The organism is uncultured Sulfitobacter sp., from assembly GCF_947502895.1.
Taxonomy (GTDB): Bacteria; Pseudomonadota; Alphaproteobacteria; order Rhodobacterales; family Rhodobacteraceae; genus Sulfitobacter.
This window is the reverse complement of the sequence record NZ_CANNBM010000001.1, coordinates 636,778-650,900: the sequence shown is the minus strand read 5'-3', so window position 1 is coordinate 650,900 and position 14,123 is coordinate 636,778. Positions and strand designations below refer to the sequence as shown.

The following is a 14,123-nucleotide window of genomic DNA, read 5'->3' as shown; positions in this document are numbered from 1 at the left end:
TTTGTAACTAACAATAGGTGGCGACGATAAATATGGATGATTCATTCGATCTGGGCCAGTTTCTGCCCTACGCTCTGAACCAAGCGGCAGAGGCGGCAAGTCTGGGCTTCCAAGCTCGCTATCGCCAACGCTATGGAATGTTGCGCACGGAATGGCGTGTACTGTTCCACTTGGGTCGCCATGGGGACATGACTGCAAAAGAGATTTGCGACCGCGCGAGCCTGCATAAGACCAAAGTTAGCCGTGCGGTCCACGCACTGGAAGAGAAACGCTTTTTACGCCGCACAGAACAAATTCATGACCGGCGCCATGAAACGCTGTCGCTGACCCCCAAGGGGCAGGCTGTCTATGCGGATCTCTATAAGGCAGCCAGAGCCTATGATGCGGCATTGTCTGCTCAATTTACATCTCAGGAGCGTGACGTGCTGGACCGGTGTTTGAAAAAACTTGCACAGAGTTAGACAGGGCACAAATTGCGCCCTGTCTGGCATTCTGACTGCCGAAGTCAGTCTGACATCTTGTGCCCGGAGTGGTCCATGCCTTTGTGATCATCTGCACTGCGTGCTTCGACGTTAAAGACAACGTCCAGCTTCCCCGCCTGTTCAAAAACCAGCGTTGCATTGATTTTGTCGCCTTCTTCAAAGGCAGTGCCACCAAGCCCCATGAACATCACATGCAACCCGCCTGGTTGCAGGGTAACAGTCTCACCGGCGGGAAGGGTGATGCCGTCCTGCTTGGTCATACGGGCTACGCCGTTGGCGTCTGTTTCCGAAAGGTGAAGCTCGATCCGTGGGATATCTGCAACTTGCACTTCGAGCAGCATATCCGCGGTGCTGCCTGTGTTCTCGATACTCAGATAGCCACCCGCGACATTGACGGCCTGTGCTTTTTCAAAGGTCTTGGGGTGTGCGACTATCAAGTCGGCCACGGTATAGTCGTGTGCAAAAGCAGCAGTCGTGGTGAGCAGTGCCGCAAAGGCGGTGTGGATAAGGAATTTCATTGTGTATGTCCTGTGATTTGGCAGCGCACAAAGCAGCTGCGATCTGTGTTATTCGATTAGGCTGTTCAACACATCATAGGACAGGGGGCGCCCTTGCAGGTGGCAGGGCGTATGGGGCGGCATCAGGCGTTTGGACCGTTGCCAGATTATCGAACTGTGCGGCAGTCCAGTGCAGCACGTAGCCTGACAAATAAACAGTGGCTGGCAAAGACGCTGAGGCCACAATATTACAGCTCTCGCAGCCACCGGCGATTGGCATGCCAAGATCACCGCAAATGTCCGACAATGCACCGCCAAGGGCGAGATATTCTGACATTTCTGGTGTAACTGGTGCGGCACCTGCGCGGTGCGCAAACGGCAGGCTGAGTAAGGCCAGAGTGACCAGTGCCAGAAGGGCCTGATAGATCTTGATATGCAGCGAACCGTTCATAGGCAAACGGTATACCCGCAAACGGGCAAGTTCTAGATGTCTTGCCTGCGGCATTCAGGCCCGATAGGAAAATAGCCCCCGAACCGTCCAGTTGTTTGGGCAGGTTCAGGGGCTGCGCGCTTAGGTCTGCTGCGGGGCGAGTGTACCGATGGTCACATCCAGCGTCAGTTCTTTGCCGCGGCGCAGAACGGTTACTGTCGCGGCATCTTCTGGCGTTTTGGAAGCAACCGCGCGAGTGAGATCCCGTAGTGCTGCAATGGTTGTTTCGTCAAAGCGCAAAATGATATCGCCCTTGCGTAGACCCGCCTGTGCCGCGGGGCTATCGGCACTGACGGCTTCAACCACAGCCCCTCTGGTCGCGTCAAACCCAAGCACCTGAGCGACCTCATCGCTCATCGGGCGGATGTTTACGCCCAGCCAGCCGCGCGTCACGCGGCCTTCTGTGGCCAGATCATCCACGATTTCACGCACAATGTCAGATGGCACGGCAAAGCCGATGCCGACTGACCCGCCTCCGGGCGACAGGATTGCGGTATTGACCCCAACCACTTCACCCTCATTGTTGAACAGTGGCCCCCCTGAGTTGCCGCGATTGATGGCTGCGTCGGTCTGGATGAACTCGTCATAAGGCCCGGCATTGATGTCGCGTGATTTGGCCGAGATAATCCCGCTGGTCACGGTTGAGCTCAGGCCGAAAGGATTGCCCACCGCCACAACCTCGTCACCCACGCGCATCGTGTCGGAGCTGCCGAAAGTGACAAATGGCAGGGTTGCATCGGGCTTGATCGACAAGAGTGCGATGTCAGTTGCAGGGTCACTGCCGAGCACTTCGGCCTCGTAGCTGCGCCCGTCCGTCAGGGTGACTTTGACCGACTGCGCGCCTTCTACCACATGGTGGTTGGTCACAATCTGTCCGTCGTCAGAGATGATAAAACCGGATCCAAGACCGTTGCGCTGCCTGTCCTGGGGCGCGTGCTGTTCGAACCTGCGGCGTAGTGTGTCAGGCAAGATGTCTGCGGTGTTCGCTGGGGCCGCTGCGGTCACTTCTATGAATACAACCGCTGGGCCGACCTCTTCTACCAGATCGCCGTAGCCACCAGGCGGTACGGCCAAGGCCGCGCCGGGCATGATGATTGGAGGCAGGGCCAATGCGGCGGCAAGCGCCAGAGGGGCGGATTTTGAGAGCAAAGATGTCATATGGTTCCTCGTGCATCTGTTTGCGATTGGACTACACTTGGTCCTCCAAGATTACCGCGCAGCCTGTATGGCCTATACAAATCTGTAACATGCATCGGGGTGCAGGCGACCGCGTAAATACCTATATAGATGGTATGAAAGTACTCGTGATCGAAGATGACCCTACCACTGGCAGCTATGTCGCACGCGGTTTGCGCGAAGAGGGCCATGTGGTTGATTTGCTGGCTGACGGGCGCGCGGGGCTGCTGGCGGCGATCAGCGGCGGCTATGATGTGCTCATCGTTGACCGGATGATGCCGCAGGTTGACGGGTTAACACTTGTGAAAACCCTGCGGGGTGCAGGCAACACGACGCCTGTTCTTTTTCTGACAGCAATGGGGTCGGTTGAGGACAGGATCGGTGGGCTGAACGCAGGGGGCGATGATTATCTGGTCAAGCCGTTCGCCTTTGGAGAACTGTCCGCGCGGGTTGCGGCCCTCGGGCGGCGACCGCAAGCGGTGGAGCAGCAGACAGTGCTGACAGCGGGCGATCTGACCCTTGATCTGCTGACCCGCAAGGTAATGCGCGCGGGGCAGGAGATTGATCTGCTGCCGCGTGAATTCACGCTGCTGGAGTTCTTGTTGCGCCGCAAAGGCCGCGTGCAGACCCGAACAATGCTGCTGGAAGGCGTATGGGATTTGTCCTTTGATCCAATGACAAATGTCGTCGAGACCCACATCAGCCGTTTGCGCGCCAAAGTCGACAAGCCGTTTGAGAAGGAACTTATCAAAACGGTGCGGGGCGCTGGCTACAGGATAGACGGGTGAAGGCGCTTTGGCGTTCCATGCCATTGCGTCTGGCTCTGGTGCTGGTTTTGCTGTTCGGCACTGTTAGTCTGCTAAGTCTTGCTGCCAGCTATGCATTTACGCGCGCTGCATTCGAACAGTCTATCCGTGATGATCTGGCACAGGATCTGGCGGGGTTCCGCGCGGCGCCCTCTGCCCGCGCAGTCGCCGTATTGGTGCAAGCAGAATCTGCAGATACCGATCCGGGGCGTCTGGTATTGAGCTATGCCAGTCCGTCCGGGCGCATTTATGGCAATGGGGCCGTGGCCCGCGATGACGAAGGGTTTCACATCATATCGCTTGAGGAGGGGCGCGCAACGCTCAACGGAGAGTATCTGGCCCTCAGTGCGCGCCTGTATGGGGGACGCCTGACCATTGCCCGCAGCCGCGCCGAGATTGAGGCGTTGCAGCCTGTTTTTCTGAACATCCTCTGGATCAGTCTGCTGCCTACAGTTCTGATTGCGCTGTCTGGCGGGCTTATCCTTGCGCGTCGCTCCCAGCGCCATGTGGAAGTGATCCGCGCTGCACTTGAGCGGATCACAGGGGGGAATTTGGGCGCGCGGGTCGTCACGGGAAAACGCTGGTCCGATGATCTGGTACGCATCGGGGGTGCGGTGAACACAATGGCGGATGCACAAGAACGGTCCGTCACTGCGCTGCGGCAGGTGTCTTCTGATATTGCGCATGATCTTAAAACGCCCGTGCAGCGGGTTTCGTTGCAACTGGAGGCTTTGCAAGAGGTGGTGAAAGAGACCCAAGCCAGCGAGTTGGTGGCCCAGACACGTGCCGAAGTCGAAGGTATCGCAAGCGTGTTTCAATCCCTGCTGCAATTGGCACAGGTCGAGAACGGCGCGCTACAAGCGGCTTTCGCCCCGGTTGATCTGGCACAGCTGTGCCTCACGATGGTCGATGTTTATGAGCCATCCGCGCAAAATGCAGGGCAAACGATATCATGTGATGTTGCGCCAGATGTACAGGTTATGGGCGAGAAAAACCTGCTGGGTCAGATGATTGCAAATCTGTTGGAAAATGCCCTGCGCCATAGCGGGACGGGCAGCAAGATATCTTTGTCATTGGTTTGTCGCGCGGGCACGGCTGAACTGACCGTCGCCGACACAGGTCCGGGTATCCCTGAAGAAGAGCGTGCACGCGTCGTGCAAAGGCTTTACCGTCTTGACCGCAGCCGCAATACGCCTGGCAACGGTCTGGGGCTTAGTCTGGTGGACGGTGTGGCGCGCCTGCATGGCGCACGACTTAACTTTGGGGATGCGAACCCGGGCCTGCGCGTGTGTGTTTCGTTTGAACCCGTTTAGGCTATCAGGCTTGAACTTGGGCCTGCGCAGGGTCACTCTGCCGGTGATACAACATCAAAGGACACCACAATGCAGGCCATGCAAGTAACACAGTACAACACGGATCTTGTCATGCGGGAACTGGATATGCCCGTGCCTGCACGCGGCGAGGTTGTTGTAAGGGTGGCTGCCTGCGGGTTGAATTTTGGTGATACGTTGCTGGTCAAGGGCAGCTATCAGGAAAAGCCTTCACTGCCTTTCACACCGGGGATGGAACTGGCAGGTGAAGTGACCGCAGTGGGCGATGGTGTGACGCAATTGCGCGTGGGGCAAAGAATTGCGGCCTATAGTGGTACGGGCGGTCTGGCAGAATACGTCGTGCTGTCCGAAGGAAAATGCGTGGGGCTGCCCGATGCGATGCCTTATAGCGATGCGGCGGCATTTCTGATCACGTATGGCACGAGCCATATCGCATTGGAGGCAAAGGCGGGGCTGCAGCCCAATGAACGCTTGTTGGTGCTGGGCGCCTCGGGCGGTGTAGGTTTGACGGCGGTTGAGCTGGGCAAACTCATGGGGGCCGAGGTGATTGCTTGCGCGCGTGGCGCTGAAAAGCTGGAAATTGCCGCTGACAAAGGGGCCGACCATTTGATTGATTCCGATGCAGATGACATCCGCGCAGCCGTCAAGGCGCTGGGCGGTGCGGATGTTGTTTATGATCCTATCGGGGGTGTGCAATTCGATGCCGCAATGCGGGCCTGTAATGTCGGCGCACGCCTGTTGCCGCTGGGGTTTGCCAGTGGTGAGGTGCCTCAAATTCCGGCGAATTACTTGCTGGTAAAGAATATGACAGTGCTTGGCTTCTACCTTGGTGGCTTTGCCAAACTGAACCCAGAGGCGATGACCCGCAGTTTCAAGAAGCTGATCGGCTGGTATCTGGAGGGCAAACTGGTGCCACACATCAGCCATACCCTACCATTGGCAGAGGCGAATGCAGGTCTGGATTTACTACGCACACGCCAAGCAACGGGCAAAGTTGTGATTGATCTGCGCAGCTGAGTTCAGTGGCGGCGTGCAACGGGGCGCTGGATGGTGCGCCGCGCCTTGGCCTGCTCGCGAAAAAATACGAAAAGTCCCGAGGACAGAATAAGCGCGATGCCTGTCCAAACCTCCCATGTTGGCAGATCGCCAAAGATGACAAGACCCCAGAATACCGCGAGGGGAAGCCCGATGTATTCAAACGGGGCAACAGTTGCTGCGTCAGCAAGACGGTAGGCTTGGCTCAGGCAATATCCGATAAGCGCGCCGTTCACGCCCATTCCCAGCAGCACCCATTGATCGCTGGCAGCAGGCCAGACCCAAGCGCGCAGTAAGAATTCGAGAGATGGATTAGTGACTTGAGCAGCATAGCGCCCATCTCCTGCAGCCAGATAAAATGCCACAGACACTACGAGAAAAGTGCACTGGATATAGATGGCAAGCGTCGATGCGGGCGCTTTGACCCCCAATTTGCGGGTCATCAACTGGTTAAGCGCATAGGTGAGCGCGGCAAGCACGGGCAGCAGCAGCACAATGCGCGATACCTCTAACGCATCAGGCGAAGCCCAGGGACGCTGCATAATGACCACACCGATAAACCCTACCAGTACGGCGCCCAGCCGCAGAGGGCCGACCTTTTCACCCAAAAGCGGGATCGACAGAAGTGTGATGAAAAGGGGCGCGACAAAGAACAGTGCCGTGACATCGGCCAAGGGCAAAACTGCAAGGGCGAGGAAAAAGCACATGTTGGCGATCACCACCAACACACCTCGCAAGACGTGCAGCCAAGGACGATCCGTACGCAATGCGGGCAACCCCCCCTCGAACTGAAGGAAGACAAGCGTCACCAGCAAACCGATCAACGAGCGAAAGAACACGATCTGGTGCAGCGGATAGCCGCTGGACAGTTGCTTTATCAGCATGTCGTTGAGAGAGATGCACAAAACCCCGAACAGCACAAAGGCGATTGCGGGGCCTGCACGGTTTACAGGCACTGTCATGGTGCCACCCTCTTCATTCCCGTTGCGGCTGTCCAGAAAAATTCATAGCGTCGGGGCCAACACATCAAGGAGAGCGCCCCCATGCAAATGTCAGATACCCGCCAGATCGCTGCCACACCCGCACAGGTCTACGCTGCGCTGCTCGATCCAGAAATGCTCAAGGCCTGCGTGCCTGGCGCAACCGAAGTCGCGGGCTCCCCCGAGGAGGGTTTTGTTGCGACCGTTGTGCAGAAGGTAGGGCCGGTTAAGGCCACGTTCAAAGGCGAAGTCACAATCAGTGATTTGGTGCCCGATACCTCGCTAAAGATCGATGGGGCAGGCAAAGGCGGGGCTGCTGGCTTTGCCAAAGGGGGGGCTGATGTGCGCCTTGCTGCTGTAGATGGCGGGTGTGAGCTGAGCTATGATGTCGAAGCAAAGGTTGGCGGCAAGTTGGCGCAATTGGGCAGCCGCATTATCGACGGCTTTGCCAAAAAAATGGCTGACCAGTTTTTCAATAACCTGCAATCCGCCCTCGAAGGGCCCGCAGATGCGGTGGAGGACGAAGCCGCGCAGACTGAGGAGCCCGCAAAGAAGGGCTGGTTCGGGCGCACCAAATCCTGACGCGGCGGCGCACTTGTGACAGGGGTGTGATCCAGTCTAGGTAGGGCTGTCCAATGCAGGAGACGCCCATGCCCGCTATTCTTGAAATTACAGCACTGCGCAAAGCATATGCCAGCGGCTTCGAGGCGCTCAAGGGCGTCGATCTGACGATTGACGAGGGCGAGATTCTTGCGCTGCTTGGTCCAAATGGTGCGGGCAAAACAACGCTGATTTCAACGATCTGCGGCATTACAACAGCGACCTCTGGCACAGTGCGAGTTGGTGGTCATGATACAATTGATGACTTTCGCGCGGCGCGTGCCATGATCGGTCTTGTTCCGCAAGAGATCAATCTCGAGCCTTTCGAGCGGGTGATCAACACGGTCAGGTTCTCTCGTGGTTTATTCGGCAAATCACCCAACCCCGCATTGATCGAGAAAATCTTGCGCCAGCTGTCCTTGTGGGACAAACGTGACAGCCAGATACGTGAGTTGTCGGGTGGCATGAAACGGCGCGTGCTGATCGCCAAAGCCCTGAGCCATGAGCCGCGTGTGCTTTTTCTGGATGAGCCGACTGCGGGCGTAGACGTAGAACTGCGCCGCGACATGTGGGAGATTGTGGCCGAACTGAAACGCGATGGTGTGACCATCATCCTGACAACCCATTACATCGAAGAAGCCGAAGCAATTGCCGATAGGATCGGCGTGATTGCTGCCGGAGAAATCCTGTTGGTCGAGGATAAGGATAAATTGATGGCGCGGATGGGTAAGAAGGAGCTTGAGGTCCAGCTGTCCGAAACCATTACCGAAATTCCTGCCAGCCTTGCTTCGGATGCGCTGCGCCTGTCAGAAGACGGCACAGCGTTAGTCTATACCTACGACACCCGCAGCGAACGCACGGGTATCACCAAACTGCTGTCAGAAGTCGCCGCCGCAGGTTTGACCTTGCGCGATGTGGTCACGCGGCAATCCAGCCTTGAGGATATTTTTGTGGACCTTGTAAATGACGGAGACGCATCATGAACTGGACTGCTGTAAAATCTATATATGTCTTCGAAATGGCGCGCTTCTTTCGCACCATCGCGCAGAGCTTTATCTCGCCGGTGCTGTCTACGTCTCTTTACTTCGTCGTGTTCGGTGCCGCCATCGGCAGCCGGATTCAAGAAGTTGAAGGCGTTTCATATGCTGCGTTCATTGTGCCGGGCCTCATCATGCTGAGTGTGATCACGCAGTCGATCTCAAATGCCAGTTTCGGCATCTATTTCCCGAAATTCATCGGCACGATATTCGAATTACTCTCGGCGCCTGTGAATTTTCTTGAGATTGTCATGGGGTATGTGGGCGCTGCCGCAACCAAGGCGCTGTTTATCGGCGTTATTATCCTTGCCACCGCCTTCCTGTTTGTAGATTTCGAGATTCAACACCCTTTGGCGATGATCGGCTTTCTGGTGCTGACCTGCATCAGCTTTTCGTTGATGGGGTTTATCATCGGCATCTGGGCAGGCAATTTTGAGCAGCTGCAGCTTGTGCCGCTATTGATCATCACGCCGTTGGTCTTTCTCGGTGGATCGTTCTATTCGATCTCGATGTTGCCCCCCGTCTGGCAGGTGATTTCTCACTTTAACCCAGTGGTTTATCTGATTTCGGGGTTCCGTTGGTCGTTCTTTGGTGCGGCGGACGTGCCTATCGGGATCAGCCTGTTCGCCATTGCGGCATTCACGGCTCTTTGTATGTCGGTAATCTGGTGGATTTTCAAAACCGGTTGGCGCATCCGGCAATAATCTTACGCACTGCCTTGTTGCGCGGCTTGCGTGGCTCTACATGTAGGCCATGAAAAACTGGCTCCCCTTTGTGAAAAGCGACCCGACCGTTGCCGTTATCCGCCTGTCGGGGATGATCGGCACCTCGGGCCGTGGTGCGTTGAATGATGCAAGCCTCGCACCTGTGTTAGAAAAGGCCTTTTCCAAAGGCAAACCCGTCGCTGTCGCCCTCGAAGTGAACTCGCCCGGCGGCAGCCCTGTGCAATCCTCGCTGATTGGTGCGCGTATCAGGCGGCTGGCGGAGGAAAAGGACATCCCTGTGATCGCCTTTGTTGAAGATGTGGCCGCTTCCGGGGGGTACTGGCTGGCGGCTGCAGCGGATGAAATCTATGCCGATACATCTTCTGTCGTCGGCTCCATCGGCGTTATCTCTGCGGGCTTCGGCCTGCATGAGTTGTTAGCAAAGAACGGTGTTGAACGGCGGGTCTACACAGCGGGCAATTCAAAATCCATGCTCGATCCCTTCCGCCCCGAAAAAGAAGAGGACGTCGCACGGCTCAAAGAGCTGTTGGAAGACATCCACGAGAATTTCAAAGACCATGTGAACACGCGGCGTGCGGGTAAATTGGCTGAGGGGCGTGATCTGTTCACGGGCGAAATCTGGCTGGCCCGCAAAGCGATCGAGGTTGGGTTGATCGACGGCATCGGCCACATCAAACCACATCTGCAAGAGCGGTTTGGCAAAAAGGTTCAGATGCGCCGATACGGCACAAAAAAAGGGTTGCTGAGCCGCTTTGGCGCGCAGATCGTTGGCGATGCACTGCACGGCGTCGAAGAGCGTGCACAATTTGCACGGTTCGGGCTGTAATATGATCCTGAAAATCGTTGCACTTTTTCTGGTTTTTATTGGTGTGCTTGGCTGGTTTGGCAAAATGCACTGGATCGGTGGCAAAAGCCTGACACAGCGAAAATGTAGCGGGTGCGGCCGATACCGCATTGGTAAAGGGCCCTGTGCCTGTGGAGGGAAACGGGGATGATTACCGCGTGGCTGTTGTCGGGGCTGGGGCTGCTTATTCTGCTGCTGGCAGGTGATGCTTTGGTTAAAGGTGCGGTCAATCTTAGTCTGCGCGTGGGTATTCCGGCGCTGATTGTCAGCCTGACAATTGTGGCCTTTGGCACCTCTGCACCCGAGCTTTTGATTTCGATCAAGGCAGTGCTGGACGATGTTCCAGGCATTGCAATGGGCAATGTGGTTGGGTCGAACACAGCGAATATTTTGCTGGTTTTGGGGGTGCCTGCGCTGCTTGCGACCATGCACACTTCTGAGTGCAGCACCCGCAAATCCTTCAATCACATGATCGCTGCGACAGCGCTTTTCATCGCCCTTGCCTATCGTGGCGTGTTTGACTGGATTGCAGCGATTGCCTTGCTTTCGGCGCTTGCATTTATGTTGATCGATGCTGCTCGGGATGCACGCGCACACCGTAACGCCGACGTTGCTTGTGCCTCTGACGATGAAGAAGACCTTGAGGGTGTTGACCCCGACATGCCTGGCTGGCGGATCGGCCTGTTTTTGGTGCTGGGTTTGGTTGGTTTGCCTTTGGGCGCGTCACTGCTGGTGGATAATGCCACGATTATCGCTAAGGAGTTCGGTGTGAGTGACACGGTCATCGGTCTTACGCTGGTAGCCATCGGGACATCACTGCCCGAGCTTGCAACCACAGTCGTCGCAGCTCTTCGCCGTCAGGCTGATGTAGCGCTGGGCAATGTCATCGGGTCGAATATGTTTAACCTGCTGGCAATTATCGGCATCGCGAGCCTTGTCGGACCTATCGAAGTGGATCCGGCGTTCCTGCGCTTTGACCTGTGGGTTATGCTAGGTGCATCGTTGCTGTTGATCCCTTTTGTCTATTTGGGCCAAAACATTACACGGCTCTGGGGAATTGTGCTGGTCGCGCTATATGTCACCTATCTCTACGTGGTATTGGCGGGTTAAGGGCGACACGATGAAACGAGCATTAGTTACGGGCGCAGGCAAGCGTCTCGGCCGCGCTATGGCGCTATACTTGGCCGGGCGTGGTCATGACGTTGCAGTGCATTACGCGGCATCTTCGGAAGCAGCAGACGCGGTGGTGACCGAGATTATGGCAATGGGTCGAAACGCTGTTGCGCTGCAAGCAGACCTTCTTGAACTGGAGGCGATGGAAGCGTTGCTGCCTGAGGCGGCGCAGGCGCTGGGCGGTCCCGTGACCTGTCTTGTGAACAACGCGTCGATATTCGAATATGACCGTCTCACCACTGCCACGCGAGAGAGTTGGGATCGGCATATCAACTCAAATCTACGCGCGCCATTTGTGCTGTCACAGGCGATGGCGGCCCAAGGGCTTGTCGCGACAGAAGATCCATCAGGGGAGCCTGTTGCCACAGGGCTGATCGTCAATATGGTGGACCAGCGTGTGCGCAAACTGACACCAGAGTTCATGACATATACGCTTGCCAAGATGGGGTTGTGGGCACTGACGCAGACCACAGCCCAAGCGTTGGCACCGCATGTGCGTGTCAACGCCATCGGTCCGGGACCTACACTGCAAGGTAGCCGTCAGACGCAATCACATTTTGAGGCGCAGCGCGCTGCAACTGTACTAAGGCGCGGTGCAAACCCCGACGACATTACCGCGGCACTGGGCTATTTTCTGGACGCTAAGAGTGTGACTGGCCAACTTGTTTGTGTAGACGGAGGGCAGCATCTGGGATGGCAAACGCCTGATGTGCTGGGCGTCGAGTAATCCTGCCGCTGGGTAAAGTTTTGCACGTCACGATTGAAAGGTTTACAACTGTTACGAAATTCGCGCTCTAATCCCCTGTTTTACATAGTTGAAATAAATTTACTTAATGAAAGCAAAGGTTTAAGATTTTGCCTATTTTTTAAGCAAGTTAACGAAGCCCCTTAAAAACAACAAAAATTTGTTTCGATCAAGAACTTATACGCAGAGTTATCCACAGCAAAAGTGGACATGTTTCTGGTTGCTGTGGCTGCTAAACCGTGAAGAGAAAGTGAGAATCAAACAGGCATGTCAGAGACTGAAAACACACCACCCACAGGCCACGCTGTAATCCAGAGCTATTTGAAAACGCTGGATGGATCCCCGGGTGTGTACAGGATGCTCGATAGCGAAAGCCGCGTTCTGTATGTGGGCAAAGCGCGCAACCTGAGAGCGCGTGTAAGCAATTATGCGCGCCCCTCTGGCCACAGCGCGCGCATCGCGCGGATGATCGACAACACTAGTTCGATGATGTTTCTTACTACAAAGACTGAGACAGAAGCACTGCTGCTAGAGCAGAACCTGATCAAGCAGCTGAAGCCGAAGTTCAACGTGCTGCTGCGCGACGACAAGAGCTTTCCAAACATTCTCGTGACGTCAGAACATGACTATCCCCAAATTAAAAAACACCGTGGCGCGAAGAAGGAAAAGGGCGCCTATTACGGCCCCTTTGCCAGTGCCGGGGCGGTAAACCGGACGCTGAACCAATTGCAACGCGTTTTTTTGCTGCGTGACTGCTCTAACAGCCAGTTTGAGTCGCGCACGCGGCCCTGTCTACAATATCAGATCAAGCGGTGTTCGGCCCCTTGTGTCGACAAGATCAGTGCAGAAGCCTACCGACAGACAGTTGAGGATGCGCAGAAATTTCTATCGGGCAAAAGCACTGGCATCCAGACGCGGCTGGCCTCTGAAATGGCAAAAGCATCAGAAGAGATGGAGTTTGAACGCGCGGCAGCGCTGCGCGACCGCATTAAGGCACTAACGCAAGTACAGACGACACAAGGTATCAACCCCAAAGGCGTGACCGAAGCGGATATCATCGCGCTGCATCTGTCTGACGGGCAGGCTTGTGTGCAGGTATTCTTCATCCGCTCGGGTCAGAACTGGGGCAACCATGATTACTATCCCCGCGTGGGTGATGATGTTGAGGCGTCCGAAGTGCTGGAGGCTTTTATCGGCCAGTTTTACGACCAGCGGGAGCCGCCGCGCCAGTTGATCCTCAGCCATGAGATAGAAAACCCCGATCTGATGTCTGCTGCTCTTGCCACCAAGATCGACCGTAAGGTTGAACTGCTGGTCCCACAGCGCGGCGAGAAAGCGGAGTTGGTGGACGGTGCGTTGCGTAATGCCCGCGAAAGCCTTGCACGCAAAATGGCAGAAAGCGCCACACAAGCAAAGCTGTTGCGTGGTCTGGCCGAAGCGTTTGAGCTGCCCAAACCGCCCGAACGGATTGAGATCTATGATAACTCCCATATTCAGGGTGCATTTGCCGTGGGTGCTATGGTGGTCGCAGGCTCGGAAGGCATGATTAAAAACCAGTACCGTAAATTCAATATCCGAGGGGACGAGCTGACCCCCGGTGATGACTTTGGCATGATGAAAGAAGTGCTGACACGCCGCTTTAAGCGTCTGCTCAAGGAAGACCCTGATCGCAAGGAGGGCCATTGGCCCGATCTGCTGTTGATCGACGGCGGTGCAGGACAGGTCAGTGCTGTGCGTGACATTATGCGCGAGTACGGGGTTGAGGACATTCCTATGGTTGGCGTTGCCAAAGGCGTGGACCGTGATGCGGGTAAAGAGGAATTCTACCGCACGGGGAAACCCGTCATGGCCCTGCGGCACAATGATCCGGTTTTGTATTTCATCCAGCGGATGCGGGATGAGGCGCACCGTTTTGCAATCGGCACTCACAGGGCCAAACGGGCGAAATCCGTTGGTGCAACACCACTGGATGATGTGCCAGGCGTAGGGGCTGCGCGCAAACGTGCATTGCTGGCGCATTTTGGTTCGGCCAAAGCGGTGGCGCGGGCCAATCTGCATGATCTCAAGGCCGTTGAGGGCGTGTCCGGCGCACTGGCCGACACGATCTATGCCTACTTTCATGAAAAGGGGTAAGCATCAGCCGTTGATGGTGCATGATCTTCAGACTGGGTTGAGTTTACAGGCGAAATGAAGATACGGGAC

15 protein-coding genes are annotated in these 14,123 nt (G+C 56.0%); 11 read left to right on the top strand and 4 right to left on the bottom strand.

Features of this window, described 5'->3' with window-relative positions:
- The first annotated feature begins 32 nt into the window (after positions 1-32).
- Entirely contained in the window at positions 33-461 is a 429-nt protein-coding gene (locus Q0903_RS03215) for a MarR family transcriptional regulator (protein ID WP_299025076.1), read from the top strand.
- 44 nt (positions 462-505) lie between these two features.
- Here the strand turns inward: Q0903_RS03215 and Q0903_RS03210 are convergent, their stop codons facing one another.
- The 3 genes from Q0903_RS03210 to Q0903_RS03200 all read right to left on the bottom strand — a co-directional run bounded on the left by Q0903_RS03210 (position 506) and on the right by Q0903_RS03200 (position 2,627).
- Entirely contained in the window at positions 506-1,000 is a 495-nt protein-coding gene (locus tag Q0903_RS03210) for a copper chaperone PCu(A)C (RefSeq protein WP_299412800.1), read from the bottom strand.
- 73 nt (positions 1,001-1,073) lie between these two features.
- Complete coding sequence (locus tag Q0903_RS03205; protein WP_299412798.1) at positions 1,074-1,430, bottom strand: hypothetical protein; 357 nt, start codon at positions 1,428-1,430, stop codon at positions 1,074-1,076.
- Between the two features lie 120 nt (positions 1,431-1,550).
- Positions 1,551-2,627, bottom strand: coding sequence for a trypsin-like peptidase domain-containing protein (locus Q0903_RS03200; protein ID WP_299412796.1), 1,077 nt, complete (start codon positions 2,625-2,627; stop codon positions 1,551-1,553).
- Positions 2,628-2,761: 134 nt separating this feature from the next.
- On the opposite strand from Q0903_RS03200, the gene Q0903_RS03195 reads away from it, so the two are divergent.
- The 3 genes from Q0903_RS03195 (at position 2,762) to Q0903_RS03185 (ending at position 5,799) form a co-directional block, all read left to right on the top strand.
- A complete protein-coding gene (locus tag Q0903_RS03195) occupies positions 2,762-3,433 on the top strand; it encodes a response regulator transcription factor (protein WP_299412793.1) in 672 nt (223 codons plus the stop codon).
- Complete coding sequence (locus tag Q0903_RS03190; RefSeq protein ID WP_366141471.1) at positions 3,430-4,764, top strand: HAMP domain-containing sensor histidine kinase; 1,335 nt, start codon at positions 3,430-3,432, stop codon at positions 4,762-4,764. Before Q0903_RS03195 ends, Q0903_RS03190 begins: the two co-directional genes overlap by 4 nt.
- Before the next feature lie 69 nt (positions 4,765-4,833).
- Positions 4,834-5,799: an NADPH:quinone oxidoreductase family protein gene (locus tag Q0903_RS03185; protein ID WP_299412790.1), complete on the top strand. Its 966-nt coding sequence runs from the start codon at positions 4,834-4,836 to the stop codon at positions 5,797-5,799.
- Positions 5,800-5,801: 2 nt separating this feature from the next.
- Here Q0903_RS03185 and Q0903_RS03180 read toward each other — a convergent pair whose 3' ends face one another.
- Positions 5,802-6,779, bottom strand: a complete 978-nt coding sequence (locus tag Q0903_RS03180) for a DMT family transporter (RefSeq protein ID WP_299025064.1) — start codon at positions 6,777-6,779, stop codon at positions 5,802-5,804.
- Positions 6,780-6,860: 81 nt separating this feature from the next.
- Between Q0903_RS03180 and Q0903_RS03175 the strand changes: the two genes are divergently transcribed.
- From Q0903_RS03175 to uvrC, 7 genes are all read left to right on the top strand, one after another.
- Positions 6,861-7,379, top strand: a complete 519-nt coding sequence (locus Q0903_RS03175) for a carbon monoxide dehydrogenase subunit G (RefSeq protein ID WP_299412788.1) — start codon at positions 6,861-6,863, stop codon at positions 7,377-7,379.
- Between the two features lie 68 nt (positions 7,380-7,447).
- A complete protein-coding gene (locus Q0903_RS03170; RefSeq protein ID WP_299412785.1) occupies positions 7,448-8,380 on the top strand; it encodes an ABC transporter ATP-binding protein in 933 nt (310 codons plus the stop codon).
- Entirely contained in the window at positions 8,377-9,138 is a 762-nt protein-coding gene (locus tag Q0903_RS03165; protein ID WP_299025058.1) for an ABC transporter permease, read from the top strand. The genes Q0903_RS03170 and Q0903_RS03165 overlap by 4 nt, the downstream gene beginning before the upstream one ends.
- A 49-nt stretch (positions 9,139-9,187) precedes the next feature.
- Complete coding sequence (locus Q0903_RS03160; protein ID WP_299412782.1) at positions 9,188-9,985, top strand: S49 family peptidase; 798 nt, start codon at positions 9,188-9,190, stop codon at positions 9,983-9,985.
- A gap of 165 nt (positions 9,986-10,150) precedes the next feature.
- A complete protein-coding gene (locus Q0903_RS03155) occupies positions 10,151-11,113 on the top strand; it encodes a calcium/sodium antiporter (RefSeq protein ID WP_299025054.1) in 963 nt (320 codons plus the stop codon).
- 10 nt (positions 11,114-11,123) lie between these two features.
- Positions 11,124-11,903 (top strand): SDR family oxidoreductase, encoded by a 780-nt coding sequence (locus Q0903_RS03150; protein ID WP_299412779.1) that lies wholly within the window; start codon positions 11,124-11,126, stop codon positions 11,901-11,903.
- Positions 11,904-12,188: 285 nt separating this feature from the next.
- The gene (gene uvrC, locus Q0903_RS03145) at positions 12,189-14,054 is read left to right on the top strand and encodes an excinuclease ABC subunit UvrC (protein ID WP_299025050.1); all 1,866 of its coding nucleotides are present in this window, start codon (positions 12,189-12,191) and stop codon (positions 14,052-14,054) included.
- Positions 14,055-14,123 lie beyond the last annotated feature (69 nt).